Genomic DNA, 26,441 nt, shown 5'->3' on the forward strand with positions numbered 1-26,441 from the left:
TGGCGCGCGGGTGATCGGACCGCGCGCCAGTGGCATCAGTTGGTGATGATCTCCGGCCCCATGAAGGTCGTGGGCAGGTAGGTCGATATCCACGGGATATACGTCACCATGATCAGGAAGACGAAGAGCACGGCGAGGAACGGCAGGGCCGCGCGCACCACGTTCATCATCGGCATGCCCGCGACGCCCGAGGTGACGAAGAGGTTCAGGCCGACGGGGGGCGTGATCATCCCGATTTCCATGTTCACCACCATGATGATGCCGAGGTGAATGGGGTCGATGCCAAGCTCGATGGCGATGGGGAATACGAGCGGAGCGACGATGACCAGAAGGCCCGATGGCTCCATGAACTGGCCGCCGATCAGCAGGATCACGTTGACCATCACCAGGAACATCACCGGGCCGAGGCCAGCGGCCAGCATGCTTTCGGCGATGGCCTGGGGGATCTGTTCGTCCGTCAGCACGTGCTTCAGGAGCAGCGCGTTGGCGATGATGAACATCAGGGTGATCGTCAGTTTCGCGCCTTCGAAGACGGTGTTGACCGTGTCGCGATGCCAGAAGGCCGTCACCAGCGCCCAGGGCTTTTGCAGCAGGGTCGCCGGGCGCGGCGCCACGGCGGCGTTGACGCTGCGCTCGCCCATGGCACCGGTATAGGTTTCCTCTTCCGAAGGTGCGGCGAGGGGACCCATGTCACGGTAGATGAAGCAGGCCACGAAGAAGGCGTAGACGGCTGCGACGGCGGCGGCCTCGGTCGGGGTGAAGGCGCCGGGTTGCCAGTAGATCAGGCTGCCCTCGCCGCTGAGGTTGATCCAGGGATGGCCATAGATGCCGCCCATAATGATCCCGATCAGCAAGAGGCCCCAGAAGGCGTCTCGGAAGCTGTCGAAGATTTCGCCCCAGCCTTTCCATTCGCCCGCGGGCATGTTGCGGATGCGCGCCATGATGTAGATCGTGATCATCAGCATCGTCCCGGCCAGCAGGCCGGGGATGACGCCCGCGAGGAACATCCGCCCAACCGACACGTCGGTGGCCGAGGCGTAGACGACCATTACGATCGACGGCGGAATGAGGATGCCGAGCGTACCGGCGTTACAGATCACGCCGGCGGCGAAGTCCTTGGTATAGCCTACCTGCCGCATGGCGGCGATGACGATCGTGCCGATGGCGACCACGGTGGCGGGCGACGAGCCCGAGAGCGCGGCGAAGATCATGCAGGCGAGAACACCGGCGATGGCCAGACCGCCCTTGAGGTGCCCGACGCAGGCGATGGAAAAGCGGATGATCCGTTTTGCGACCCCGCCCGTCGACATGAAGCTGGAGGCGAGGATGAAGAACGGGATAGCCAGGAGCGTGTAATGTTCGGCCATCGCGTCATAGAGCGACTTGGCCACGGCGCCGATGGAGGTGTTCGAAAACATCAGCTGGAACACGATCGAGGAGAACCCGAGCGAGACCGCGATCGGCACGCCGATCAGCAGAAGGCCGATGATCATGACGAAGAGAAAGGCGACTTCCATGATCTCAGACCTTTTTCGCGTTTTCGCCACGGGCGAGCTTGTCGGCGGCGGTTTCCACCGCGTCCTCGGCCTCGTGGCTGGTGATGATGCGCTGGCGGGTGCCGCGGATGACGCCAAGGGTGGCCTGACACACGCGGAACAGCAGCAGAGCCGCACCGATGGGCAGGATCAGGTAGGGAATGACGCGCGGCAGGTAGTCGTATTCCTCGACCACGCGCGTGTCGCCGTCCATGTACCAGTTGAAGGTATTCTCGAGGAACTCCTTGCCAAAGGGGATCGGCACGGGGCGCACCACGGCGTAGCCTTGGGCGCGGGCCTCTTCGAAACCCGTTGGGAACCAGCGGCCCGAGGTCGGATCGAGGTTCGAGAAAGGCGCCCAGAAATCGTAGGCCCCCTTGAGCAGCAGGAACGCATAGGCCACGCAGACGACGCAGGCCATCAGCGCCAGCACGCGCTTGAGACCACCGCCTAGCATGTTGATGACCGCATCCACGCCCAGGTGGGCGGTGACCTTGAAGCCGTAGGAAATGCCGAAGAGGACCAACCAGGCGAACAGGATTTCGACCACCTCCTGCCCCCAGAGCAGGCTTTCGGAGAAGCCGTAGCGCAGAACGACGTTGGCGAAGGTGATCAGGGTCATCGCGCCAAGGATCAGGGCGATGAAGATTTCCTCGGCGCGGTGGACGAAGCGTCCGACCGGGCCCGATGGTGTGTATCCGCTCACGCTCATGGCGTTTCCCTCCGGATATTGTGGGGTAAGGCCGGTGCAGGTTCCGGCGGCACGGGTGGTGCCGCCGGGGTCCGGCGCAGCGGGCGCGATGCGACCTGAAGGAAGCCGCAGGCGCTCCCGCCCTGCCCTACGTCAGCTTCCGCTGTTGTGGGACTGGGCCGCGTCGATGTTGTCCTGGCCCACGTCTTCGACGAACTGGTCCCAGACCGGGCGCATCGCGTCCACCCATGCCTGACGCTGGTCGGCGTCGAGCTCGCGCACCTCGCCACCGGCGTCGATGATCGCCTGGCGGTTTTCCTGGTTCACGTTGTAGCTTTCGGCGTTCCGCGTCTGGGTGACTTCGTCAACGATAGTCATGAACTGCTCACGCACGTCAGGCTCCAGCGAATCCAGCCAGTCGACCGGGGCCACCAAGAGGTAGTCGATGATGCCGTGGTTGGTCTCGGTGATGCCGTCCTGCACCTCGAAGAACTTCTGGCCGTAGATGTTGGACCAGGTGTTTTCCTGGCCGTCGACAACGCCGGTCTGCAGCGCGCCATAGACCTCGGAGAAGGCCATGGGCTGCGGCGAGGCGCCAAGGGCTTCCATCTGGGCCACGAGCACGTCGGAGGTCTGAACACGGAACTTCAGGCCTTGGGCGTCGCCCGGCTCCACCAGCGGGACGTTGGCCGAGAACTGTTTCATGCCATTGTGCCAGAAGCCCAGGCCCTGCAGGCCACGGCGCTGCATGGAATCGAGCATGTCCTGGCCGGCGTCGGACGCCTGGAAGCTGTCGACGGCGTCGATGTTCTTGAACATGAAGGGCAGGTCGAAGATGCGGAACACCTTGGTGAAGTTCTCGAATTTCGACAGCGACGGCGCGGCCAGCTGGACGTCGCCCTGCAGCATCGCCTCGAGCACCTGGTCATCGTTGTAGAGCGTGGAGTTGGGGAACACCTCCATGCACATCTTGCCGTCCATTTCCTCGTTGACGCGCTCTTGCAGCAGCGAGGCGGCGATCCCCTTGGGGTGCCGGTCGGTGTTGGTGACGTGGCTGAACTTGACGACGACTTCGCCATCGTCACAGGCGGCGTTTACGGCACCTGCGGATACAGTAAGTGCGAGTGCCGCAGTTGCGGCAGACAGGAATTTCATGGTCTCTCCTCCCTAGTTCGAGACTGGCTTTGATACCGTCACGGTATTGCGCAGCCAGAATGGCGATTGGGAAGGATGCAACAAGCCGATTCGAGGCAGGATGACGCGAATCAAAATATATTGATAAGGATCAATATCTTGCGGGATTCGAATCGCCGTGAGCTGAAGCGCGCTCGAAACGGCTGTGCGGATTCCCGCACGCGTTTTTACGGCGTTGTGCGGATTTCCGCACAGCCCCCGACCGACGGCGTTCAGGCCGCCTGGCCCGGCCAGCGCCGCGTCGCAACCAGAACGCCGACCGCGACCAGCCCCACGGCCAGCCAATTGACGCCACTGGCATTGTCGGCCCCAAGACCGACCATCGCCATGACGATCAGTCCGGCGCATGTCATCACTGCTCCGAGCATTGCAACAAGCGGACCGGGACGCCCCGAGGACGGTGTCCGACTTCCGGCCTCGAACCGAACGAAGATCAGCACGAGCGGGACAAGCACGACCGTGAACAAGGTCAGCCAGACGGGCCGCATGGCCCACCACGCGCCGCTGCCCGGCGGCTCGTGCAGGCCAACGCCGCCCAGCAATACGGCAAGGCCGACGACAATGATCAGCGCCGTCATGTGCCACAGGTAGATCGACATGATCATCTGGTTGAACAGGATCACCAGCGACCAAGGACGCGTGCGTTGCAACCAGGCCTGTGCGATATCCGTAAACAGCAGGATCGCGCCGATCTGCACCGCGCCGACGGCCAGCATCGCCGTGGTGGGCGGGCGGGTGTTGGACATCTCGGCGCCCGGCACGCTGACCATGGCGACGGGGTATCCGAACTGCACGATCAGCACGTAGAGGCCGGCGACGCCCAAGCCGATGAAACCCAGCGCCCAGGTCTTGGGCCGCGCGGCGCGGCGCCACCAGTAGCCAAGCTGGTGCACCGCAAGCCAGACGAAGCCGTAATTAGCCCAGCGCAGCCAGCCTTGGTCCAGCCCGAAGGCAATGGCATCCACCGCGATGGCGCCGAGGGCCAGCAGGAGGACCGACAGGACCCCGATGCGATCCCAGAGCGCGACGGTGACCGGCACGGCCATGGTGATGACGATGTAGACGGCCAGAAACCAGACCGGCACCAATGCGGCCTGTGACGCAAAGCCGATCAGCTCGGGCGAGACGCCCGTGGCGCGTGCGACGACCCCGCCCGCGGCCCAGGCCAGAACCACGGGAACGGTGGGTTTCAGAAGGCGCGACAGGCGTGTGGCGGCCCAGGCGCGTTTCTTTTCCGGGTCTTTCCGGGCAGAGTCCCAGGACAGGCTGTTGGAAAATCCGCCGACGAAGAAAAAGACCGGCATGACCTGGAAAAGCCAGGTGGCGTAATGGGTCCAGCGCTGTTCGGCCAGCAGGATCACCAGCGTCGCCTCGCCGTCACGCATCACCGCGGCGACCAGCAGCCAATGGCCGAGGATCACGAAGCTGATGGCGATGGCGCGGTATAGGTCGACAGCGCGGTTGCGGCTCTCGGGTGTGCGCTCGGCGGCCCAACGGGCCGCGGCCATCAGGCCCTTGGGCATTCGGTCTTCAGTGGTGGTGTTCATCCTGGTTTTCCGCTCCGGCACTGCGCGTCCGCGATTTGGGCCGCATGACCTCGGTCAGGATGCTAACTCGCTTCCATGCCACGCGGAATCGCGGATATCGGAAAGACCGGAGAGGGTCGGCCCTTGTGGCACCGAAGCCGCGCTCAATCGTCGCCGCGGCGATAGTCCTCGGGCTTGATGCCGTAGCGTGAAAGCTTGTCGTAGAACGTCTTGCGCGGCAGCTTCAGCGCCTTCGCGGCCTCGGAGGCGCGGCCGTTCTGGCGGCCAAGCGCGGCGATCAGCAAAGAGCGCTCGACCTGTGCCATCTGCTCTGAAAGCCCCAGGTCGGCGGCGCGGGTCACTTCATCCGGCATGCCGAGAACAAAGCGCATGGCCGCGCTCATCAAGGACCTTGCGTTGCCGGGCCAATCCTGTGCCATAAGGCGGGCCACGTGATCGGGGGCGATGTCCGGCGCGGCGATACCGGATTGCTCGGCCGCTTGCGCCACGTAGTGCCGGAAGAGAACCGGAATGTCCTCGGGCCTTTCCGACAAGGCCGGGATGCGCACCGGCGCCACGTCAAGCCGATAATAAAGCTCGGGGTAAAAGCGGCCGTCGCCGGCAGCTTTGGCAAGATCCGTCGTCGTACCCGCGATCAGGCGCGTTTCGGCGCCTTCCTCCAGCCGGTCCAGCAGGGCGTGCTGGGCATGAGGGGGCAACGCGGTGATCTCTTCGATGAAAAGACTGCCGCCGCGGGCCGAAGCCATCGCATCATCCAGTGCCCCGACATCAAGCGCGGCAGCAGGGTGTTTGACATAGGGGCCACGGCTGGCGGGCGTCATCAGATGCACGACCTCGGCCACTTTCGAAATGCCCGCGCCCGGGGGGCCGGTCACGAGAACGTCTGCCCCCATCGCGGCGACGCGGCGCACGCGCTCGCGCAGTTGCTCGGCCAGTTCCGAGGTGCCGAACAGCATCCGGGCGGCGGCGTCGCCCGTCTCAAGCTGGCGTTTCAGCCGCCGGTTTTCCAGCACAAGGGATCGTGTCTGCAACGCGCGGGTCAGAACTGGCAACAGGGCATCGGGCGCACAGGGTTTTTCAAGAAAGTCGAACGCGCCCTGCCCCATCGCACGGACCGCCATGGGGATATCGCCCTCGCCGGTCAGCAGGATAACCGGCAGTTCGGCATCGGTTTTGCGAGTATGGTCCAGAAGGTAAAATCCGTCGCGCCCCGGCATGCGGATGTCCGACAGTATCACGCCCGGAAAGTCCGGAGTTATATGGTCCTTTGCCTCGATGAACGAGCCCGCAAGGCGCGGTCGAAGTTCGTTCAGTTCCAGCGTCTGGGCCAGCGCCTCTCGGACTGCCGCGTCGTCGTCGACGATCAGAACATCCCTTTTCATGCCGCGGCCTCGTCTTTCCAGGGGTCCAGTTCGATGCGGAAGATTGCGCCTCCGTCATCCGCGTTGCTGCCACTGATGCGGCCTCCGAAACTTTCGACCAAACCGTAGGAGATCGAAAGACCGAGACCCAGGCCATCCTCGCCGCCGACCTCCTTGGTGGTATAGAAAGGTTCGAACATCTTTGCCGGATCGGAGATGCCCGGCCCGTTGTCCCGCACCGTCACGGTAGGGTGAGCACCGGGGAGGAGTGAAATCTCGATATGTTTGTCAACCTGTCCGGCCATGGCATCGACCGCGTTGTTGATCAGGTTCACCATAACCTGGCCCAATCGGACTTCGCCGGCCTGCACATGCACCGGAAACTCGGGCCGGTGCCAATCCAGCGCCACGCCTTCGTTGCCGAGGCGCTGTTCGGTCAGCTCGACGGCGGTGTCGATCACGGCGCCCAGGTCGACCTTTCCGGCGGGCTCGGCCTCGTTGCGCGCAAAGGCTCGCAAGTTCCGAATGATCCGCGCCGCGCGCGCCGCAAGATCAGAGATACGGCCGAGGTTGTCTCTGGCGGATTGCGTCTTGCCGGTATCGAGAAGCGCGGCGCCGTTATCCGCGAACTGCTGAATCGCCATCAAAGGCTGGTTCAGCTCGTGACTGATACCCGCCGACATCTGCCCCAACGCGCTTAGCTTGCCGGCCTGAACGAGGTCCTCCTGGGCACGGGTCAGCGCTGCTTCGGCTTCCATCCGCTCGGCCACTTCGCGGCGCAGGACGGCATTGGTCTGCGACAGTTCCGCCGTGCGGTTCGCAACACGCGTCTCAAGCTGGGCGTTGGAGATGGCAAGCGCGCGACGGCGTTCGGCGAACAGCAACAACACGGCGCCGAAGGCAAGGCACGTCGCGGCAAAGACAGCTGCTTGCAGCATCGCCAAGCGAGACGCGGGGGCCGCGTCCATCAGCGCATGACCGGTCATTCCGATCACCGGCTTGGGGGTGGCCAGGTGCAAGGCACGCTTTGGCAGATAGCTGCCGTGATCGAGCGTCCAGATATCCGGATCTTTCCTGCGTGCGCCACCTTCCGCCTCGGCGGCACCGGGCGGGGCCAGACCTGCAGCGGAGGGTCGGATGCGCCAACCCAGTATCTCTTCCCTGTTGGAGATAAACACGCGATCGTCATTGTCGGTAAAGAAAACCACCGGCTGGCCGCCGATCCAGCCCCATTCGATTTCGGAAATGTCGACGACGGCGATGAGACTGCCACGGATTGCGCCATCTTCGGCGAAAGAGGGTGCGGCATAGGCGTAAACGCGTCGTCCCTCGGGGCCGAGCCGTCCGAAGAAGGACCCGAGCGCCCCATGCATGGCGCGGCGAAAGTAGCTGCTGCCGGCGGGATCAAGAGAGACCTCGCCCGCCTGCGCAAGTACCGTACCGTTGGCATCGGTAAATATCAGCCCGGCGGCCCCGCTTTTGTCGACGGCCTCCTGCAAAAGCTGGGTGGCCGCGGGGACGTCCGGGCTGGCACTTGTCAACGCCGCCAACCTGGGATGATCGGACATGAGAACCGCGAGTTCGCGAAAGCGGCGCATCTCGCCGGTAAAACGGTCGGCCGCCAACGCGAGATCGGCACGCCCCTGCTTGGCCAGCTGTGTCAGTCCCTGGCTATGGCCATAGCGCCAAACGGTTGCTGCCGCGGCGGTGACCGCAAGCAGGAAGAACGCGATGACGATCCACCGGGCGCGAAGAAGTGACAACATGCCAAGGTGATAGCAAGCCTGTCCCCTGCTTGACCAGATAAAGCGTGCGCGAGCGCCATGGTCAGTGACCGGCGTCCGAGCGTGGCAGGTCGAAGCGCAGCGAAAGGCCACGCGGGGCGTCCGCCTCAACGATCGCGATCTCGCCGCCCATGGAACGCACGATTTTCCGTGCTATCGCAAGACCGACGCCGACGCGCCCGGTCTCGCTTTTGGGGCGCAGGGTGGCGAGGGGTTTGAACACCGCCTCCCGGTGAGCGGGTGGAATTCCGGGCCCGTCGTCGGAGACGGTGACCTGAACCCGGCCATTCCAGGGGGTGGCGGCGATCCGCAGGTTGCCGAAATCCCGGTCATGATGCACAGCCGCATTGCCGATCACCGCATCGAACAGTCGGCGCAGATCGTTTTTTGCCCCCCTGACGCTCAGCCCCAGGCACTGGAGATCGCAGGTCAGCTTGGGCACTGCTGGCAGTTCGGCGCAACTGATGGCGACAAGCGCGTGAAGGTCATGCGTGGCAGGCGGATCCGCCAATCGCCCGACCCGCGACAACTCGGTCAAAGCGTTCAGCGTATCGTCCAGCCGATGCGCGTAGTCACGCAACATGGCCAGATTTTCCGCGGAATCCGCCGGCAGCGCAAATCCCTGAGCGGCAAGATCGTCGTAGATCCAATCCGGGATGGAGCGCATGGCACGGGCGAATGCCTTGAGGTCATGTGTCAGGATATACAGGAATTCTTCGGCCTCTCGGACCGGTCCAGGACTGTCAGAGGTGAACGAGCGTGACACGTGTCTCCCCTTTTCATCTTTGTTCGCGCGTCGGGCAAACCTGACAGGCACATGTTTCCAACCGGTGAACGGCAGCCGCCGGATGCCGACGAAACTGTTAAAATCAGCAACACCGGGCGCGTCGACGGTAACGCTCTGGTAACAATCACGGCCCTAGCATCGCACCACGAATTCTGGGTGTTTTCGTAGGAAAGGAAACGAAATGGCGTCTATCTCTCCAATCCCGGCCGAGCAAATGGTCGCTCAGGCGCTGCCCGCGGCCAACCTGCACGGCGCCCGTCGCGGCGACTGCTTTGACGTACTTATCCTTGACGATGACCCGTTCGACCAGAAACGTTTATTGCGAACGCTGGAGTCGACTGGCCTGCCCGTGAACACGGTCAGTGCCGCGACGATCCGTGAATTCGACGCCGCGCTCGACGCCGGCAGCTTCGACGTGGTGCTGATAGATTACCTGCTGCCGGACAGCGACGGCCTTGCCGCGCAAAAGATGGTACAAAGCCACCCGACGAACTTTGCGGCCGCCGTGGTCATGATGTCGAACAAGATGCGCACCGACGTCGCCATCGAGTCGATCAAGCAGGGCTCTCTGGACTGTCTCGACAAGGTCGAGTTGAGCACCGACAAGCTGCGGGAGCTGATGATGGCCTCCGTCAAGGTCCTCGCGGAAACCTCGCGCCACTGGATCGGGGAACTTCTGGCTCAACAGCGGACGCTGATCGCGCAGGACGTCGCCAAGTTGGTACGCGACGAGATGGAGTTCGGACGCCTGATCGACACGATCGACAAGCGCATTCTGGACATGTTGGCGGCCCGCGGGTTGACGCTGGCCGATCGTTGGGATGCCGAAGGCGTCATGGACCCGGACCCGCCCTTCGCCTTTCGCTGAATCAGCGGGCGGTCACGCCACCAGTTGCCAAGCTGGTGCGGGTCGGCGAGACTGGTCGCGAACAGCGAATGAGGAAGATCATGACCGCGAACACCCCGCCCGTGTGCGACTTCAACTGGCCTGCGCCGGATTTCGATCTGCCGGGGACGGACGGCAAGCGCTACACGCTGAGCGATGTGTCCGGCCCGCGCGGCACGCTGATCATGTTCATCTGCAACCATTGCCCTTACGTTCTGGCGGTGCTGGACCGGATCGTGCGCGACGGCAAGGATTTGCAAGCGCTGGGGATCGGCGTTGCGGCGATCTGTTCCAACGATGCCGAGACGTATCCGGACGACAGTTTCGACAACATGGTGAAACTGGCCGAGAAAGCCGGGCTGCCCTTTCCCTATCTGCACGACGAGGATCAGTCCGTGGCGCGGGCCTATCACGCCTCCTGCACGCCGGATTTCTTTGGTTTCGACGCAAAAGGCGGGCTGCAATACCGTGGCCGGCTGGATGCGTCACGCATGTCGCCTGCGCCGGCGGACGCGCCGCGCGAGTTGTTCGATGCGATGAAACAGGTCGCGGAAACCGGCGAGGGTCCGCGCGACCAGGTCGCGTCGGTCGGCTGTTCGATCAAGTGGAAACCGGCGGCGTGAGAGCCGGCGCTTTGCGGAAAATGATGCCATTCCGAGCTGAGCGCCGTTCAAGACGCGCTGATGACAAGAAACCAGTTCCCGAAGAAATTCTCGGGAGCTGGTTGAGATGAGTTTCGGCCATGCTGACTTTGCTGCCGTTCACGACGGAGGCAAACGTCAGCCCATGGGGTGGCAACCCGACGGCAATTTCAAAGCACTTTATGCCTGCCAGGTATATCCCCAGAAAGATCGTTGCGCCCAGCCTCAGCCAAATCGCCAGCCCTTGGGAGGGGCTGACGATGGCCGGGCCGCTGCGCGACTGTTAACCGGCCGAGTGCTCGACACGGATGTTTCACAAGGGACGGCGCTTGCGCGACTCGAAACATTCGCACATATTCCTATAAGAGAATTTCTGGGAGGAATACCATGCGAATGACCCGACGCCACCTGATGGCGACCGGTGCGGCCCTGCCCCTTGCCGCGGCCCTGCCCCTTGCCGCGGCCCTGCCGCGCTGGAGCCTGGCGGAAATGTCCCTTGGCGATGCGACGGTCACGACCGTCAGCGACGGCAATCTCGTGCTGCCGGGCGATTTCCTGTTCGAGCCGATGCCGCAGGACAAACTGATGCCGATCCTCGAGGCCACCGGCCAGAGCCGCGACGAGTTGCGCCCCGAATGCAACCTGACGCTTTACCGCGACGGCACCAACACCGTGCTGTTTGATGCCGGCGCCGGGTCGAATTTCATGCCGAGTGCGGGCGAGTTGCCGGCCAGTCTGGAGGCCGCGGGGCTGTCGCCCGAAGACATCACCCACGTCGTTTTCACCCACGCGCATCCCGATCATATCTGGGGCGTCCTGGACGATTTCGGAGACCCGTTGTTCGCGCAAGCGGTGCACATGATGGGCCGCGCCGAGTGGGATTACTGGTGGAACCCCGAGACCGTGAACACCATCGGCAAGGCGCGCGCCGCGTTCGCCGTAGGCGCCAAGAACCGGATGGAGGCGATCGAGGACATGGTCGAATTCTTTGACGACGGCGAGGAGGTGCTGCCGGGCATTGCCGCGGTCTCGACCCCGGGCCACACGCCCGGACACATGAGCTTTGAACTGCGTGGCGGAAGCGAGGCGGCGATGGTCATCGGCGACGCGATCGGCAATCACCACGTCGCCTTCGCCCGGCCAGACTGGCCCAGCGGATCGGACCAGGCCCCGGACATGGCCGTGGCCACGCGCAAGACGCTGTTCGACCGGCTGACCGCCGAGGACATGACCCTGATCGGGTTCCACCTGCCGGGAGGCGGCGTGGGCCGGGCCGAGGCGTCAGAGACCGGATACCGTTTTGTCGGAAAGGATGCGTGATGCGTGCGCTTGCTGCCTGCCTTGTTGCCCTGTGCACGAGCCCCGCACTGGCCGATGAAAACATACCCGACCAGTATCCCGGTTCGCCGCTCTATTCCAAGCCGGTCGAGGTGATCCCGCATGTCTGGTCGGCCATCGGCGCGACCGCGCCGCCGACCTATGAAAACACCGGGCATAACAACAACCTGAGCTTCATCGTGACGGGTGATGGCGTCGTCGTGGTGAATGGCGGGGCGGCCTATATCCTGGCCGAGGCCCTGCACGACGAGATCAAGCGCATCACCGATCAGCCGGTGAAGCTGGTGATCAATGAGAACGGCCAGGGCCATGCGATGCTGGGCAACGCCTATTGGGCCGAACAGGGCGTGCCGATCCTGGCGCATGTGGATGCCGCCGAGGAATTCGAGGAATACGGTGCCCAGATCCTGCGGCGGATGGAGGAATACAACCGCGACAAGGCCGAGGGCACGGTGTTGGCCGGGCCGACGGAAACCTTCGAGGATGAGAAGATCATCGAGATGGGCGAGTTCCGGATCGAGGTTCTGCACCTTGGGCCGGCGCACAGTCCCGGTGATATCTCGGTCTGGTTGCCCGAGCAGAGCCTGGTGATCGCGGGCGACATGGCGTTTCACGAACGGATGCTGCCGATCTTCGAGGATACTATCACGAAGGACTGGCTGGAGACGTGGGAGACCGCGTTCGAGCCGCTGGAGGCGACGTATGTGATCCCCGGCCACGGGCACCCGACCAACATGGCGCAGGTGCGGCGGTACACGCATGACTACCTGGTTTACCTGCGGGAACAGGTGGGCGCGCATCTGGAGGAAGGCGGCAGCCTGGCCGACGCCTATTACGTCGACCAGACGCCATACAAGCACCTGCATACATTTGAAGAACTGGCCACCAAGAATGCGGGCCGGGTGTTTGAGCAGATGGAGTTCGAGTAGGGCTTACTCGGCGGGAACGGCAACACCGCGAGGTGCCAGCACGCCGCGGGCCGCGACCGCGCCCAGCACGATGAACCCGAGCGCCAGCAGGGCGGCGATGCTGAGGTTCGCGCCGCCGCTGAGGCCCGCGCCGATGGTGCAGCCGCCAGCCAGCACGCCGCCGAAGCCCATCAGAACGGCGCCGGCGCTGTAGCGCAGGGTCTGCACGGGGGACGAGAAGCTTTGCAAGGCCAGTTCACCGCGCGCGGCGGCGCTGAGGAAGCTGCCCACGATGACGCCGCCAATCACACCGACACCGAAGCCTGCGGGCACAGCGGTGGACGCGATGGCGTAGAACAGAGTGTCGGTCCACGGCAAGGTGAAGGCCATCGACTGGGCGGGCAACGGATCGAAGTCATCCAACAGCAGAACGGAGGTTCCGGCCCAGCCGGCCACGACCACGAGGCCGATCACCGCGCCCATGACAAGGTGCAGGACGCGCGCGCCGGAGCGGTGTGCGAGCAGCACGGCGATGGCCAGCAACGCCAGCGCCACGGCCGGGGCAACACCCGGAATGGACGCGAGACTGCCGATACCGAAATCGTACTGAACCGCGCCGAGCGATGTGCGGACCGGGGCCAGAACGCCCTTCAGCGTTGCGTGGGCGACGATGGCAAAGAGGGCGATGACACTGACCGCGCGCAGGTTGCCCGTACCGGCCAGCACCGTCAGGCGGGACATGCAGCCCCGCGTCAGGACCATGCCGATGCCGAAGGCGAGCCCACCGAGGGCGATCGCGGCGACCGGCACGCTGCTGGACAGGTAGCGATGGTCGCCAAGCTCGACAAAGCCCATGCCACCGGCCAGGGCCACCCCGCCGATGGCCACGGCCAGCGCGACCAGCCAGACCGAGAGGGCCGAGCGGTCCATGCCATCCTCGCCCGCCACGGCCCGCCGCAGGCAGAAGCGCGAGATCTGGGCAGCAATGCCGAAGGCAAGGCCCAGAAGTGCGCCCAGCAGCAGGTGCAGGGTTTGTGCAGGAAGGTCGAACGGCAGGGAGTCAAGCAGCATGGGTCATGTCCTGATTCAAGTAATCCGCCCTTATCTGGTGCGTTTTCGCGCGAGTCAAAGCCCGGCGGAAAGAGCATTGTTCCACGTTCCACAGCGAATGCGAAACAACGTTCCGGAACGCGGACAACGTTGCAACGCCGGACCATCACGGGACGGTCCGGCGAAACGGATTTTCCTATTTTTCGCGTTGGCGGGAAATTTTTCCGATTACTGCGCGGCGATGGGCAGCCGGGCAAGCTGGCACTGCGCCCAGAGTTCTTCGAGGGCGGATATCAACCGATCGACATCCTCGGCGGAGTGCACTGGCGACGGCGTGATACGCAGCCGTTCGGTGCCCTTGGGCACGGTCGGATAGTTGATCGGCTGGATGTAGATCCCGTGGTCGCGCATCAGCACGTCCGAGATGTATTTGCACTTTACCGGGTCGCCCACCATCACCGGGATGATGTGGCTGGGGTTCTCGATATGCGGCAAGCCGATCGCGTCGAGCCGGGCGCGCACCTCAGCCACGCGGGCCTGTTGCTGGCTGCGTTCCTCGCTGCTGTGCTTGAGGTGGCGCACGGCAGCGGCGGCACCGGCGGCGACGCAGGGTGGTAGGGCGGTGGTGAAGATGAAGCCCGAGGCAAAGGAGCGGACAAAGTCGCACAGCTCGGTCGAGGCGGCGATATAGCCGCCCATGACGCCGAACGCCTTGCCCAGCGTGCCCTCGATCACGGTCAAGCGGTCCATCAGCCCCTCGCGCTCGGCAATGCCGCCGCCGCGCGGGCCGTACAGGCCGACCGCGTGCACCTCGTCGAGATAGGTCATGGCGCCGTATTTATCCGCCAGATCGCAGATCTCCTTGATCGGGGCGATGTCGCCGTCCATCGAATAGACGCTCTCGAACGCGATCATCTTCGGGGCGTTGGCGGGCAGGGCCGCCAGCTTGGCCTCGAGATCGGCGAGGTCGTTGTGTTTCCAGATCACTTTCTGGGCGCGACTGTGCCGGATGCCTTCGATCATCGACGCATGGTTCAGAGCATCGGACAAAACCACAAGCCCCGGAATGCGCGACGCCAATGTGCCAAGCGCGGCCCAGTTCGACACGTAGCCGGAGGTGAAGAGCAGCGCACTGTCCTTGCCGTGCAGGTCGGCCAGTTCCGCCTCGAGCTGCACATGGGCGTGGGTCGTGCCGGAAATGTTGCGCGTGCCCCCTGCCCCGGCGCCGGTGGTGTCGAGGGCGTCGTGCATCGCGTCGAGCACGACCGGGTGCTGGCCCATGCCGAGGTAGTCGTTCGAACACCATACCGTCACGTTCTCGGGGCCGTTGTAGCAATGCGCCTTCGGAAACTGCCCGCGCCGCCGCTCGAGTTCGGCGAATTCGCGATAGTTGCCTTCAGCCCGCAACCCATCGAGTTCGGAGCGGAAAAATTCCTGGTAGTTCATCAGTTCTCTGTCGCCTCTTTCACGATCTCGGCCAAGAGCGCCTCGACCTTTTCCATCGGGCCATCGGGGTAGTCGCGGTAGCCTATCGTCACGGCACCTTCCGCGTCCTCGGCCACGAAAATGCCGTAGGGGCAGTGCGCGATGTTCATCGGATCGGCCTCCATCACTTCGCGCGACACGACGGCCGAGCAGAAGATGAAGATATCCGCTTCCTTGAAGATCATGACATCGCTGCCCACGTCCTCGCCCGTGCGGTTGAGCATTTCTCCCACGTGGCTGACGTAATCGATCACCAGCCCCTGGCCCACGATCGCCGTTTCCACGGCAAAGGCCGCGTCGTCGAACGAACCCTCGTAGGGCGTGGTGATCGGGGCCTCGGCATGGGCTGCTGTGGCAAATGTCAGGGCAGCCGTCAGAATCACGGGTTTCATGGTGGGTCCTCCTAGGTGTCGGTTTGTTTTCGCACGGGGGCATCGCCCCGGTCTTTGAGCGAGATCAAAGCCGGGACGGCGCGTTGGCTTAGCCGAACATGTCGGTGGTGATGCCGGTGTACCAGCCTTCGGACTCTTCGTAGGTCGCCTTGCGCAGGGCGGAATCCTCGCCGGTTTCGCTGATGAAGCCGTCGACCTTGGCGATTTTTTCCTCGGTCGCCTCGTAGGTCGCACCCACCTTGACGCCGTCATCGGTGGCGATGAGCGACCAGCAGGTGTTCGAGAACTTGGCCGGGAACACCTTGGAGCCCGTGAGCGCACCGCGCACCGCGTTGGCGCAGACCTTGGCCTGGCTGTTGGCGGCAAAGCCCGATTTCGGCATGTCGCCCTGTGCAGCGGCGTCGCCCAGCACGTAGACATCCGCGTCGGCCTTGGTGGACATGTCGGCGGCATTCACCGGCGCCCAGTTGCCGTCGGTCACGCCCGCCATGTCGGCGATGCGGCCCGCCTTTTGCGCAGGGATGACGTTGCAGACGTCGACGCTGGTTTCCTCGCCGTCGATGGTGACGGTCATGTTCGCCGTGTCGACCGAGACGTTGCCGCCGCCGAATTCCTCGCCGATCCAGTCGACCACGCCCGGGTAATGCTTGTTCCAGCCTTCCTGGAACAGGGCCATCTTGGAGAATTTCGGCTTGGGGTCGGCCACGATGATCTTCGCGGTCGGGTTATTTTCCTTCATGAAATGCGCGACCATCGAGACCCGTTCATAGGGCCCCGGGGGGCAGCGATAGGGGTTCGGCGGGGCCACCATGGCAAAGGTGCCGCCTTCTGGCATCGCTTCCAATTGGGCGCGCAGCAGTTCGGATTGCGAGCCGGCCTTGTAGGCGTGTGGCATGGCGTTCTGGGCCTCGATGCTCCAGCCTTCGACGGCGCCATCGACGAAATCGATGCCGGGGCTGAGGATCAGCTTGTCATAGGGCAGCGTGGACCCACCTGCGAGCGTCACGGTCTTGGCGTCGCGGTCGACATCGACGGCCCAGTCGTGGATCACGTTCACGCCGCTGGCCGCGATGGTGCCGTAGGTGTGGCCGATATCGCTGAACTCCTTGAAGCCACCAAGGTAGAGGTTGGAGAAGAAGCAGGTGAAATAGGTGCGCGTGGGCTCCACGAGCGTCACGTCGATGGCGCCGTCGCTGTCCTTGGCGATATAGCGGGCCGCCGTGGCCCCGCCTGCCCCGCCGCCGATAACGACGACGCGCGGTTTGCCCGCGCCTTGCGCCAGCACGGTCGGCGCTGCGAGCGTCGTGGCCGCGGCGGCCGTCGTTCCAAGGAACGTCCGTCTGTTGAGTGTCATTTCTTGTCCTCCCTAAGATAATTTATTTTTATTCTGTCGTCAGTTGGCCGAAATAGGCGGCCAGTGCGGCAATCTCCTCATCGCCCAGGCGCCCGGCGACCATTTGCATCACCGGATGATTGCGTTGCTTGTTCTTGTAGGCGTGCATGGCGACGACGAAATCCTCCTCCGGCCAGAGCACGATAGACGGAATCCCGTCATTGGCGCCACCCGCCTGATGGCACGACACGCATTCGCCGCTGAGATATTCGCCATATTCCGGGTCGCCCACAAGCGCGAGGATTTCCGGATCGAGGTCATGGTCCATGCCCTGGATGGTCGGGTCCGCCTCGGGGATGTCGCGGGGATTGTCGGAAAAGCGCCGCAGGTAGGCGATCAGGTCCAGACGCTCTTGCGGGTCCTCCAACCCGTCAAAGCTCATCCTTGTGCCCGAGGCGATCGCGGTGGGGTTCTCGAGGAAAACATCGAGGGTTTCGGCGTGCCATTCCAGGCCGCCTGTACCAGCGCGCTTGAAGCTTTCGGAATAAGGGAAGCCTTCTTGCGTGGCCGCTTGCCGGCCGAAAAGGCCATTGAGGTGCGGGCCGATGCCATGCTCGGCCCCCTTGCCCACTTCATGGCAGCCGGAGCAATAGGCGAACACCTCCTTGCCGGCTTCCGGGTCGCCCTCTTCAGCCGATGCGAAGGTGGCGCAGGCCAGTAGGCCTGACGCCAGGGCGAAGGGGAGCGCGCGGAAGCCGACCGTCACGCGGTCAGTCTCCGAAGCTTTGCAGATAGGCGATGATCGCCTCGATATCCTCGTCCTTCTTGAGACCGGCAAAGCTCATCTTGGTGCCTTTCATGTAGCTTTTCGGCGCGGCAAGGAATTCGGCCATTGCGGCCTCGTCCCATTTGCGGCCTGCTTCGGCGGCTTCCTCGAAAACGCTGGAATACTTGAAGTCGTCGTGGCCGCCGATGGTCGCGCCCATGACGCCGTTCAGCACTGGACCGACGCGGTTCTTGGCGCCCTCGCCCACCATGTGGCAGGCCTTGCACTTGCGGAAGACCTTTTCGCCCGCCGCGACCAGCTCGGGATCGGGGCCAGCGGAGGCCTCAGCCGCTGGCGCGGCCGCCTCGGTGGGTTCGGGGTCTGCGGCGGCCATCTCGACCTCCTCCGCCGCTTCTTCGGCGGCGGGTTCGGCGGCGGCTTCTTCCTCGGCGCCCTCTTCCTCGGGCGTCACGTCGACGACGGAGGCGCGCATGGTGATCTCGACGCTGTCCTTGCAGCCTTCCATGCAGGGCTCGGTACGCCAGATGGTGTATTCGGTTTCGGGACGGTCATCGACGATGAAGCCATCCGCGTTGGGCATCTCGAACTCGGCGAAGTTTTCGTGGCTGAGCTCGAAATCGTCTTCGACCAGGTAGTTGGAATAGAGGATGTAGGCGGTGATCGCGTAGACCTCATCGGGGCTGAGCGACTGCGCGTTCCCGAAGGGCATGGAGCGGTGCACGTAATCCCAGACGGTCGACAGGTACGGCCAGTAGGAACCGACGGTTTTCACAGGGTCCTTGTTGTCGAGCGTGTCGAAGCCGCCCGCCAGCACCGGCCAGTTGCCGACGCCTTCGGCGAAGTCGCCGTGACAGACGGCGCAGGCTTCGGCGAAGACTTCTTCGCCTGTTGCCACGTCGCCGCGGCCTTCGGGCAGGCCGATGCCGCCGGGGCGCACGTCGACGTTCCAGGCGGCGATTTCCTCGGGCAGTGCTTCGCGGCCCAGGCCGAAACCACCTTCGGGTGTTTCGGTTGCGGCGGGTTGGGTTTCGTCCGTTGTGCTGTCGCTTGCCGCATCGGTCGAGGCGGCATTGGCCTGTGACACGAGCGCAGGGGCAATCGAGGGGATGTCCACGACGAACTGGTCAGCCAGAACGTAGGCCATCGTCAGGACGCCCGCGGCGCCACCGGCGGCGGGCGCGAATATCTTAAGAAACTTCGACATTTTCGGCCTCCCCGTTGGCTTTGACGTGCCAGGTCTGGATGCAGTTATTGTGGTAGATCGAGTTTTCGCCGCGTACCTCGCGCAGTTGCGCCTTGGTCGGCTGGACATAGCCCGTCTCGTCCATCGCGCGGGCCTGGAGCAGCATTTCCTCGCCGTCCCAGGTGGTGTCGAGGTAGAAGCGGGTCAGCGCCTTGGCATCACCCTGGGTGCCGAGGCGGGCGGTTTCCCACGTGACGCCGCCATCGCGGGAGACATCGACACGGGTGATCTTGCCGTGGCCGGACCATGCGAGGCCGGAGATGACCAGCGGCCCGGGGCCGTGGCTGATGGGCGATTGCGGGCTGGGGGAGGTGATGACCGACTTGGCATCCATCACCCAGGTCCATTTGCGAGCAATGCCGTCGGCCAGAACGTCAGTGTATTTCGACGTTTCCTCGCGGCTTTCGACGGGGCCGTCCATCACCTCGATCCGGCGCAGCCACTTGACCCACATGTTGCCTTCCCAGCCCGGCACGACAAGGCGCACCGGGTAGCCGTGTTCCTTGCGCAGCGCCTCGCCATTGGCCTTGAAGGCGACGAGGCAGTCGTCCAAAGCCTTTTCCATTGGAATGGACCGACCGTTCGAGGACGCGTCGGCGCCTTCGACATAGACCCACTTGTCCGACAGGTCGCCGGCGGCATCGAGACCCGCCTCTTCCAGCAGGGTGCGCAGGGTGACGCCGGAATATTCCATGTTGTGGATCATGCCGTGGGTGAACTGCACGCCGTTCAGCTGTGCGCCCGCCCATTCCATGCCGGTATTGGCCGCGCATTCACAGAAATAGACGTGGTTTTCGCGCGGGAAGCGCTCGAGATCGGCGTAGTGAAAGACCAGGGGCTTATCCACGAGGCCGTTGATCATCAGGCGGTAGTCGTCCTTGGCCAGTTCGATAGCGCCGGAATGGTGACGCTCGAACGCGCAGCCTTGCGGGGTGATGGTGCCGTCCAGCGCGTGGATCGGCGTGAAGTTGATCGAGCTGATCGGGTCGGCGGTCAGCCACGGCACGTTGCGGCGCACCACGTCGTCCTCGAACCGGATCGGCAGGCCATAGGGGGTTTCGTCGACGCCCTCGCCGGTGATCGCGGCCCAGTCCTGAACCTCGGTGATCAGCGGATCGGGATCTTGTGCCGAGGCCGCGCCGGCCACGGAGCCTGCGACCGCCGCCGCGCTGCCACGCAGGAAGGCGCGGCGAGACGGTGATTTGAAAAGATCATTCATGGCTGAACGCTCCCTTGATGAATGCTCAGACGCCGGTCACTTCGACGCTGTCGTTTTCCTGCACCGTGACGGTGCCCATTTTCCTGATGTGGCTTTCGACCACGTCCCAGATCTGCGGCCCTTCGGTGCCCTGGTTGACCGAGGCCCAGCCCGCGATGACGTAGTTGCGCGAGGGGTCGATCGGATCGCCGCTGCTGAGCAGGGTCATGTTGCTGATCCGCTCGCCCTGCGGCGCACTGACGTCGATGCTGTAACCAAGACCGCCGGTGCGAACCATGTCGCCGCCCTGCTGGTAATAGGGATCGGGGTTGAAGATGTTGTCGGCCACGTCTTCCAGAACGACCTTGAGGAATTCACCCGTCATTTCGGTGCGATACGCCTCGCCATAGGTCATGGAGGTGACGTTCCAGATATCCTCGCGGGTGATGTCCTGGCCGGGGATCAGGGACGGGCCCCAGCGGACGCCGGGGCTGAGCGCGATTTCGGCATCGCGCTCGGACAGCAGCGCGTCGCAAATCAGGTCGTCCCAGCTGCCGTTGAAGTTGCCGCGACGGTAAAGCAGACTCTCGGTCTGGCCGATCACCTCCGACAGCTTGTCCTCGTAGGGTGCGCGCTCAGCGTCGATCAGCGCGGTCATCTGGGCATCGGGTTCGATCACGTCCGAGAAGATCGGGATCAGCTTGTGGCGGTAGCCCATCATCCGGCCGTCGCGGATATCGAGGTCGACGCGGCTGACGAACTTGCCGTTGCTGCCCGAGGCGATGATGAGCGTCTCGCCCGACAGGACAGGTTCCGGCAGCGCGTCGTGCGTGTGGCCCGACAGGATCACGTCGATGCCGCTAACCACGGTTGCCATCTTCTTGTCCACGTCAAAGCCGTTATGGCTGAGCACGACGACGCATTCCGCGCCTTCGTTGCGGACCTGGTCGACGATTTCCTGCATGTTCTCATCCCGGATGCCAAAGGCGTATTCCGGGAACATCCAGCCGGGGTTGGCGATGGGCATGTAGGGGAAGGCCTGGCCGATCACCGCGATCTTGGTGCCGCCGCGTTCGAACATCGTGTAGGGCGGGAAGAGATCGGTGGGTTCGTCCCACTCGGCGTCGAAGATATTCTGGCCGAGCGCGGCAAACGGGAGAGAGGAGACGAGCTCGGCCACGCGATCGGACCCCAACGTGAATTCCCAGTGGAATGTCATCGCATCCGGTTTGAGCGCGTTCATCACGTTGACCATGTCCTGGCCCTGGGTGTGATAGCAGGTGTAGGAGCCGTGCCACGTGTCGCCACCATCGAGCAGGATGGCGTCGGGGCGGTCGGCGCGAATGGCGTTCACGACGGTCGCGACGCGGTCGAGCCCGCCGACGCGGCCGTATTCACGGGCGAGCGACGTGAAGTCGCCGCTGCTGAGCGCATAGTGGCTGGGGCTGCCATCCTCGATCCCGTAAAGGCGGCGGAAATCGGCGCCGGTGACATGCGGCACCTCGCCCTTGTTCTCGCCCACGCCGATATTGACCGAAGGTTCGCGGAAATAGATCGGCTTCAGTTGCGCGTGGATGTCGGTGACGTGGATCAGGGACACGTTGCCGAACGTGTCGAACTGCAAGAGCTGGTCCTGGGTCAGTGATTGTTGTGCGGCCAGCTTGGCCCAGTTGCCGAAGCCCGAGGCCCCGACCAAGGCCGATGCCGCCATGCCGACCTGTAGAAAATCCCTGCGCGAAATCATGTGTAGCTCACCCTTTGAGACATATGCGCATATTTGAATATAGCGCGAATGAAAAAGGCCCCGCCGTTATGACGGAGCCTTGAATTGAGTCTAGTTGCGGACCGAAGGTCCTTCGACGCTGAGGCCGTTGCCGCGCGAGGCGACATAAAGCTCGAGCGCCACGAACTCCGGGCTGCCGGGCGAGAAGGTGTGTGCCCGGGTGTCGCGGATGCAGCCCTTGAAGCGGGACTGCACGGCGTTCAGCTTGGTGTTCTTCAAACGGTAGGTCGGGAAGCCGTTGATCTGCCCCTGGCTGAGATGGTCCGCACGGATCATGTTGCCCCAGTTGTCCTCGTGGCAGTTGGCGCAGCTGAGTTCCAGCTGGCCGAACCGGGTATAGTAGATCTCCTTGCCCTTTTCCCAGGTGGACTGGGCGGGACCGTCGATGGCCACGTTCACGGGCATGCCGCGCGACACCGACGCCAGAAGGGCTGACATGTTGGTCATGTCGCCGCTGGCATATTTCCACGGCTCGGCGCCCATGCGGTTCTCGCGGCAGTCGTTGACCTGCATCTCGATCGTGCGGACTTCGCCGGCATCCTCGTTCCACTTGGGATAGACCGCCTTGACGCCAGCCATGCTGTCGACCTCGTTGTGGCACGACGCGCAAGACTTGCCCTCGGACCCTTCCGCGGTGTTCCAGACCTCGGCGGCCTGTTCCACCCAGAGCATCGCCGGGTTGTCGAAATCGTCCGCTTGCACCGCCTGCGTTTCGTCCGAGCGGAACCGCCAGCCCGAATAGATCGTGTCGATGGCATCCATATGATCGGGCGCATCGGTCTTGGTGACCATCTCGATATCGCCGTTGACGACCAGTTCGTCATCGTCGGGCCCGGCATAGGCAGCCAGCGCGAACACGCTGGCGGCTGCTGCCATGATCAAACGTCCACCCGTTACAGTCGTTCTTGTCATGTTATCCTCCCTGACGCCGGGGCGCCTTATCCGACCGTAACCGTCTTGGTCTCTTCGTAGACGGACCCGTCATCGTCGTACCAGGTGAACTTGAAGTCACCGGTTTCGGGCACGGTCGCCTCGAACTCGAAGAACGGGTTGGTCGAGATCGCCGGCTCCATCGCGACGTCGATCACGTTCTCGCCGTTGAAGTCGACAACGAAGCGGTTGATGATCGAGCGCGGGATGGTGTTGCCGTCATCATCCTTGCGCTGACCGCTTTCCATCTGGTGGCTGATCAGCGTCTTGATGGTGATCGTATCACCGGCGCTTGCCTTGCTCGGGACCTTGACGCGGGGTTTTACACCTTCGGCCATGTTCTAATCTCCTTGTCCTCTACTCAGCCGCCGCAGCCGCCGATGGTGACTTTGACGTTTGCCGATGCCTGCTTGAACGAGCCATCTTCCATCTGGGCGACGGCGATGACGTTCTGCGTGCCGGCAAGGCGGATACGGGTCGACGCGAATTGCGACGCGGCCAGCGGGCCGAACTTGAACGTCGCCACGGGCGGCGTCGGGTTGCCATCGGCGAAGATCGAGATCGCCACCGCACCCGGGGCGCTGACCTCGATCGGCACGGTGTTGCCGTTCTCGGCGATTTCAGGCGCGGTCAGTTCGACACCACCCTCGCCCACATCGGCGCCGCCGGTGAACTTCGCGATTGCGTCTTCGGTGGCCGACGCGAAGGCCGGCAGCGCGCCGAAGGCCGTCACGGCTGCGCCTGCGGTGCCAAGCACCAGCATCTTTCGGCGATTCAGTTCCATCTTGTCCTCCAGAATCTGAGTTATTCGTATTTGAGCGTCATCAGGTAGGCGACGACGTCTTCGATTTGCTGGCCGGTCAGCAGCGGCTCGACCTCACCTTCGTGCGCTTCGCCGGTATAGGCGTCGCCCAGGCGCGTGAAGCCATCGACCTTGTAGAAGGCCGGCATCATCGTGCCCTCGAACATGACCTTGGCGTTGGCCACGATACCGCGGATCTCGGCCTCGCTCCAGCGGTCGGCGACACCATCGAGCGGCGGGCCGATTTCGCCGTGAAACTGAAGATGCGACTGATCAGAGACCATGTGGCAGGCGATGCAGTTGCCCGCCCCCTTGTTCATCAGCACGGCCCCCGCCTCGGGGTCACCGGGCTGGCCGGTCAGCGAAGTTTCAACCGCACCATCGACGTATTCGACGTCTTGCGGTGCGATGGTTTCCGCAGCCGCAACGGTCGCGAATAGCGCGGCCGCGGATACAAAAGCAGTTAGACGTGTCATGTGCCCTCCCGTATGACAGTTACTGTATACTTGCACACACAAAAGCGATTCACGCAACAACAAATTCAATTAAGCGAATTTTTAAATCTGTTCGCTTTCGCAGAAAATGGGGCGGATCACCTTGCGCGTGCAGCGTAAATTCATTCGGCCAACTTGCGCGCAAGGTATTTCTGAAACGGCTCGTCACCTTCATAGCCCTTTTCGACGACCCAGCGCAGCAGGTTCAGCGTGGTTCCCTTCTCGAACGCGCCGGGCATGGTGACAACCGCCAGCTCGTCGGCAGGCAGTTCGCCTTCGGATTCCTCCGGGAAGAACATCATCGTCGGCGTGAACATGGCGTTCCAGCGGCGCACGGCATCTTTCTCGGCCATCGCTTCGCCGTCGAAATCGGTCACCTCGACATCGCCGAACATGTTGATCTGCACCACGAAATAGTTCTCCTCGATGAACTGCTCGATCTCGGGGACGACGAACACTTCCTCGTGCATCTTGGTGCAGTAGATGCAACCGCGCTGTTCGATCAGGACAAGCAGTCGCTTGCCCTCGGCGGTGGCCTCTTCGAGGTCGTCGCCAAGGTCCTTGAAGGTGTCGCGCATCCACGGGGCCTTGTGCAGGCCGTCGTCACCCAACTCGGCCGCGAAGACCGGCAGCGCGATCAGCGTGGCTATTATGAAAGCTAAAATTCTGGTCATCTGACTGTGTCCTGTGATTTATCCGATTGTGCTGAACCAGGGGACATTTTCAAGCATCCACTGGGCGATGATGTTCACCGAGTTGGTCGCGATCAGGACGCCGAACAGGATAAGCAGCGCGCCCATGATCTTTTCGACAAGGCCGAGGTGGCGGCGGAACCGCGCCATGAACCGCATGAATGGCCCGATGAACAGCGCCGCCGCGATGAAGGGCAGCGTCATGCCGAGGCCGTAGACGAAAAGAAGCGTGGCGCCCTGCGCCGCGGAGTCCTGCCCCGCCGCCGTGAACAGGATCGCCGCCAGCACCGGCCCGACGCAGGGCGTCCAGCCGAAAGCGAAGGCAAGGCCGATCACGAAGGCGCCAGCAAGGCCGACATTGCTGGTATCGCCGGCATCCGCCCGGAACTGGCGGTAGAGGATGCCGATGCGAACCACGCCGAGGAAATGCAGGCCCATCGCGATGATGATCGCCGCGGCGACCCAGCGCAGGATGTCGAAATACTCCTGCACCAGCTGGCCGAAGGCGGTGGCGGAGGCCCCCAGCCCGACGAAGACGGTGATCACGCCAAGCGCGAAGAAACACGCCGCGAGAAAGGCGCGCACGCGGACCCCGCGCGAGATTTCGGCCTCTGCCGTGATCTGGTTCATGCCCACACCGGCAAGGTAGCTGAGGTAGAACGGCACGATCGGCAGGATGCAGGGCGACAGGAAGGACAACAGCCCCGCGATCAATGCCCCGTAGATCGTTACGTCAAACATGCCTTCACCCGTTGCATTCTCTTGAAATATTCGAATATTAGATTATGATCGGTTTTAGCAAGCCGTCAATCGGAGTTTCACGTGGCAGCGATCAGAGCATTCCTGCTCGTTTTCCTGACCTGGCTTCCCGCGCCCATGCTGGCAGAGACCTATCTGCTCATGGCCGAGGAAGACGGGTGTTATTGGTGTGCCCAGTGGAACGAGGAGGTTTCGGCGAAATATCCGAAAACCCCCGAAGGACAAGCCGCGCCACTGCGCCGCTATGATCTTTACAGCGAATCGCCGGACGTGGAATTCGACCGGCGCGTCCGCTTCACGCCGACCTTCATCCTGGTCCGGGACGGAGCCGAACTGAGCCGGATCGAAGGATACCCCGGAGAAGATTTCTTCTGGGGTCTGCTTGGCATGATGCTGGAAGAGGCGCGCATCGACCCCGACAAAACAGGCTGAAGAACCCCATGACACTCGATCCCCAGAATTCTTCCGACGCATCAGAGCCCGAAACGCGGTTGCCGGTGCTCGACGCCGACATGCGCGCCGAGGACATGGAAAAGATGATGAAAAACGCCCAGCGCGCGTCGAACTTCCTGAAGGCGATCAGCCACGAGGGGCGGCTGATGATCCTGTGCCATCTTGCCTCGGGCGAGAAGTCGGTGACGGAACTGGAAGACCTGCTGTCGGCCCGCCAGGCGGCGGTGTCGCAGCAGCTGACACGCCTGCGACTGGAGGGTCTGGTGACCCCGCGGCGAGATGGCAAGGCAATCTACTATAGCTTGACAGACGACAGGCCGCGGCAAATCATGGAGGTCGTCTATGACCTCTTTTGCAGGGAAGACTGA

28 protein-coding genes are annotated in these 26,441 nt (G+C 63.4%); 7 read left to right on the forward strand and 21 right to left on the reverse strand.

Annotated elements, in window-relative coordinates; translation table 11 throughout:
* Positions 1-35 precede the first annotated feature (35 nt).
* The 7 genes from PVV74_RS20410 to PVV74_RS20440 all read right to left on the reverse strand — a co-directional run bounded on the left by PVV74_RS20410 (position 36) and on the right by PVV74_RS20440 (position 8,779).
* The gene (locus PVV74_RS20410; protein WP_103761964.1) at positions 36-1,517 is read right to left on the reverse strand and encodes a TRAP transporter large permease; all 1,482 of its coding nucleotides are present in this window, start codon (positions 1,515-1,517) and stop codon (positions 36-38) included.
* A 4-nt stretch (positions 1,518-1,521) separates the two neighbouring features.
* Positions 1,522-2,247, reverse strand: a complete 726-nt coding sequence (locus PVV74_RS20415; RefSeq protein WP_274594467.1) for a TRAP transporter small permease — start codon at positions 2,245-2,247, stop codon at positions 1,522-1,524.
* A gap of 132 nt (positions 2,248-2,379) precedes the next feature.
* Positions 2,380-3,381 carry a DctP family TRAP transporter solute-binding subunit gene (locus tag PVV74_RS20420; protein ID WP_274594468.1) on the reverse strand — a complete coding sequence of 334 codons (1,002 nt, stop codon included), beginning with the start codon at positions 3,379-3,381 and terminating at the stop codon, positions 2,380-2,382.
* A 251-nt stretch (positions 3,382-3,632) separates the two neighbouring features.
* Positions 3,633-4,967 (reverse strand): acyltransferase family protein, encoded by a 1,335-nt coding sequence (locus tag PVV74_RS20425; protein ID WP_274594469.1) that lies wholly within the window; start codon positions 4,965-4,967, stop codon positions 3,633-3,635.
* A gap of 143 nt (positions 4,968-5,110) precedes the next feature.
* Positions 5,111-6,349, reverse strand: coding sequence for a sigma-54-dependent transcriptional regulator (locus PVV74_RS20430; protein WP_274594470.1), 1,239 nt, complete (start codon positions 6,347-6,349; stop codon positions 5,111-5,113).
* Entirely contained in the window at positions 6,346-8,094 is a 1,749-nt protein-coding gene (locus tag PVV74_RS20435; RefSeq protein WP_103761959.1) for a sensor histidine kinase, read from the reverse strand. The genes PVV74_RS20430 and PVV74_RS20435 overlap by 4 nt, the downstream gene beginning before the upstream one ends.
* Before the next feature lie 61 nt (positions 8,095-8,155).
* Complete coding sequence (locus PVV74_RS20440) at positions 8,156-8,779, reverse strand: sensor histidine kinase (RefSeq protein WP_274594471.1); 624 nt, start codon at positions 8,777-8,779, stop codon at positions 8,156-8,158.
* A gap of 301 nt (positions 8,780-9,080) precedes the next feature.
* Here PVV74_RS20440 and PVV74_RS20445 point away from each other — a divergent pair, with 301 nt between their 5' ends.
* From PVV74_RS20445 to PVV74_RS20465, 5 genes are all read left to right on the forward strand, one after another.
* Entirely contained in the window at positions 9,081-9,767 is a 687-nt protein-coding gene (locus PVV74_RS20445; protein WP_274594472.1) for a response regulator, read from the forward strand.
* Positions 9,768-9,847: 80 nt separating this feature from the next.
* The gene (locus tag PVV74_RS20450; protein WP_103761956.1) at positions 9,848-10,408 is read left to right on the forward strand and encodes a thioredoxin family protein; all 561 of its coding nucleotides are present in this window, start codon (positions 9,848-9,850) and stop codon (positions 10,406-10,408) included.
* A 119-nt stretch (positions 10,409-10,527) separates the two neighbouring features.
* Entirely contained in the window at positions 10,528-10,713 is a 186-nt protein-coding gene (locus tag PVV74_RS20455; protein ID WP_274594473.1) for a hypothetical protein, read from the forward strand.
* A 100-nt stretch (positions 10,714-10,813) separates the two neighbouring features.
* On the forward strand, positions 10,814-11,746 hold the full coding sequence (locus PVV74_RS20460) for an MBL fold metallo-hydrolase (protein WP_274594474.1): 933 nt from the start codon (positions 10,814-10,816) through the stop codon (positions 11,744-11,746).
* Entirely contained in the window at positions 11,746-12,693 is a 948-nt protein-coding gene (locus tag PVV74_RS20465) for an MBL fold metallo-hydrolase (RefSeq protein ID WP_274594475.1), read from the forward strand. The genes PVV74_RS20460 and PVV74_RS20465 overlap by 1 nt, the downstream gene beginning before the upstream one ends.
* A 3-nt stretch (positions 12,694-12,696) precedes the next feature.
* Here PVV74_RS20465 and PVV74_RS20470 read toward each other — a convergent pair whose 3' ends face one another.
* The 14 genes from PVV74_RS20470 to PVV74_RS20535 all read right to left on the reverse strand — a co-directional run bounded on the left by PVV74_RS20470 (position 12,697) and on the right by PVV74_RS20535 (position 25,602).
* Positions 12,697-13,743 (reverse strand): YeeE/YedE family protein, encoded by a 1,047-nt coding sequence (locus tag PVV74_RS20470; protein ID WP_274594476.1) that lies wholly within the window; start codon positions 13,741-13,743, stop codon positions 12,697-12,699.
* Positions 13,744-13,950: 207 nt separating this feature from the next.
* Positions 13,951-15,168 (reverse strand): 5-aminolevulinate synthase, encoded by a 1,218-nt coding sequence (gene hemA, locus PVV74_RS20475; RefSeq protein ID WP_274594477.1) that lies wholly within the window; start codon positions 15,166-15,168, stop codon positions 13,951-13,953.
* A complete protein-coding gene (locus PVV74_RS20480) occupies positions 15,168-15,599 on the reverse strand; it encodes a DUF302 domain-containing protein (RefSeq protein WP_274594478.1) in 432 nt (143 codons plus the stop codon). Before PVV74_RS20480 ends, hemA begins: the two co-directional genes overlap by 1 nt.
* 88 nt (positions 15,600-15,687) lie before the next feature.
* Positions 15,688-16,953 (reverse strand): NAD(P)/FAD-dependent oxidoreductase, encoded by a 1,266-nt coding sequence (locus PVV74_RS20485; protein ID WP_103761949.1) that lies wholly within the window; start codon positions 16,951-16,953, stop codon positions 15,688-15,690.
* A gap of 28 nt (positions 16,954-16,981) precedes the next feature.
* Positions 16,982-17,698: a c-type cytochrome gene (locus PVV74_RS20490; protein WP_425061804.1), complete on the reverse strand. Its 717-nt coding sequence runs from the start codon at positions 17,696-17,698 to the stop codon at positions 16,982-16,984.
* A 4-nt stretch (positions 17,699-17,702) separates the two neighbouring features.
* Positions 17,703-18,923, reverse strand: coding sequence for a c-type cytochrome (locus PVV74_RS20495; protein ID WP_274594479.1), 1,221 nt, complete (start codon positions 18,921-18,923; stop codon positions 17,703-17,705).
* Positions 18,907-20,181: a sulfite dehydrogenase gene (gene soxC / locus PVV74_RS20500; protein ID WP_274594480.1), complete on the reverse strand. Its 1,275-nt coding sequence runs from the start codon at positions 20,179-20,181 to the stop codon at positions 18,907-18,909. Before soxC ends, PVV74_RS20495 begins: the two co-directional genes overlap by 17 nt.
* Positions 20,182-20,206: 25 nt before the next feature.
* Positions 20,207-21,904 (reverse strand): thiosulfohydrolase SoxB, encoded by a 1,698-nt coding sequence (soxB, locus tag PVV74_RS20505; protein ID WP_274594481.1) that lies wholly within the window; start codon positions 21,902-21,904, stop codon positions 20,207-20,209.
* 90 nt (positions 21,905-21,994) lie between these two features.
* Complete coding sequence (gene soxA / locus PVV74_RS20510; protein ID WP_274594492.1) at positions 21,995-22,819, reverse strand: sulfur oxidation c-type cytochrome SoxA; 825 nt, start codon at positions 22,817-22,819, stop codon at positions 21,995-21,997.
* Between the two features lie 62 nt (positions 22,820-22,881).
* Positions 22,882-23,211 (reverse strand): thiosulfate oxidation carrier complex protein SoxZ, encoded by a 330-nt coding sequence (soxZ, locus tag PVV74_RS20515; protein WP_103761944.1) that lies wholly within the window; start codon positions 23,209-23,211, stop codon positions 22,882-22,884.
* A 23-nt stretch (positions 23,212-23,234) separates the two neighbouring features.
* Positions 23,235-23,657 carry a thiosulfate oxidation carrier protein SoxY gene (gene soxY / locus PVV74_RS20520; protein ID WP_103761943.1) on the reverse strand — a complete coding sequence of 141 codons (423 nt, stop codon included), beginning with the start codon at positions 23,655-23,657 and terminating at the stop codon, positions 23,235-23,237.
* Between the two features lie 20 nt (positions 23,658-23,677).
* Positions 23,678-24,151, reverse strand: coding sequence for a sulfur oxidation c-type cytochrome SoxX (gene soxX / locus PVV74_RS20525; protein ID WP_103761942.1), 474 nt, complete (start codon positions 24,149-24,151; stop codon positions 23,678-23,680).
* A 140-nt stretch (positions 24,152-24,291) separates the two neighbouring features.
* The gene (locus PVV74_RS20530) at positions 24,292-24,843 is read right to left on the reverse strand and encodes a thioredoxin family protein (RefSeq protein WP_274594482.1); all 552 of its coding nucleotides are present in this window, start codon (positions 24,841-24,843) and stop codon (positions 24,292-24,294) included.
* Between the two features lie 18 nt (positions 24,844-24,861).
* Complete coding sequence (locus PVV74_RS20535; RefSeq protein WP_103761940.1) at positions 24,862-25,602, reverse strand: cytochrome c biogenesis CcdA family protein; 741 nt, start codon at positions 25,600-25,602, stop codon at positions 24,862-24,864.
* Between the two features lie 135 nt (positions 25,603-25,737).
* Here PVV74_RS20535 and PVV74_RS20540 point away from each other — a divergent pair, with 135 nt between their 5' ends.
* Together PVV74_RS20540 and PVV74_RS20545 are read left to right on the forward strand one after the other, a co-directional pair.
* A complete protein-coding gene (locus PVV74_RS20540) occupies positions 25,738-26,052 on the forward strand; it encodes a hypothetical protein (protein ID WP_425061945.1) in 315 nt (104 codons plus the stop codon).
* An 8-nt stretch (positions 26,053-26,060) separates the two neighbouring features.
* Positions 26,061-26,441: an ArsR/SmtB family transcription factor gene (locus PVV74_RS20545; protein WP_371931646.1), complete on the forward strand. Its 381-nt coding sequence runs from the start codon at positions 26,061-26,063 to the stop codon at positions 26,439-26,441.

Source organism: Roseovarius sp. SK2, assembly GCF_028807495.1.
Classification (GTDB): Bacteria; Pseudomonadota; Alphaproteobacteria; order Rhodobacterales; family Rhodobacteraceae; genus Roseovarius; species Roseovarius confluentis.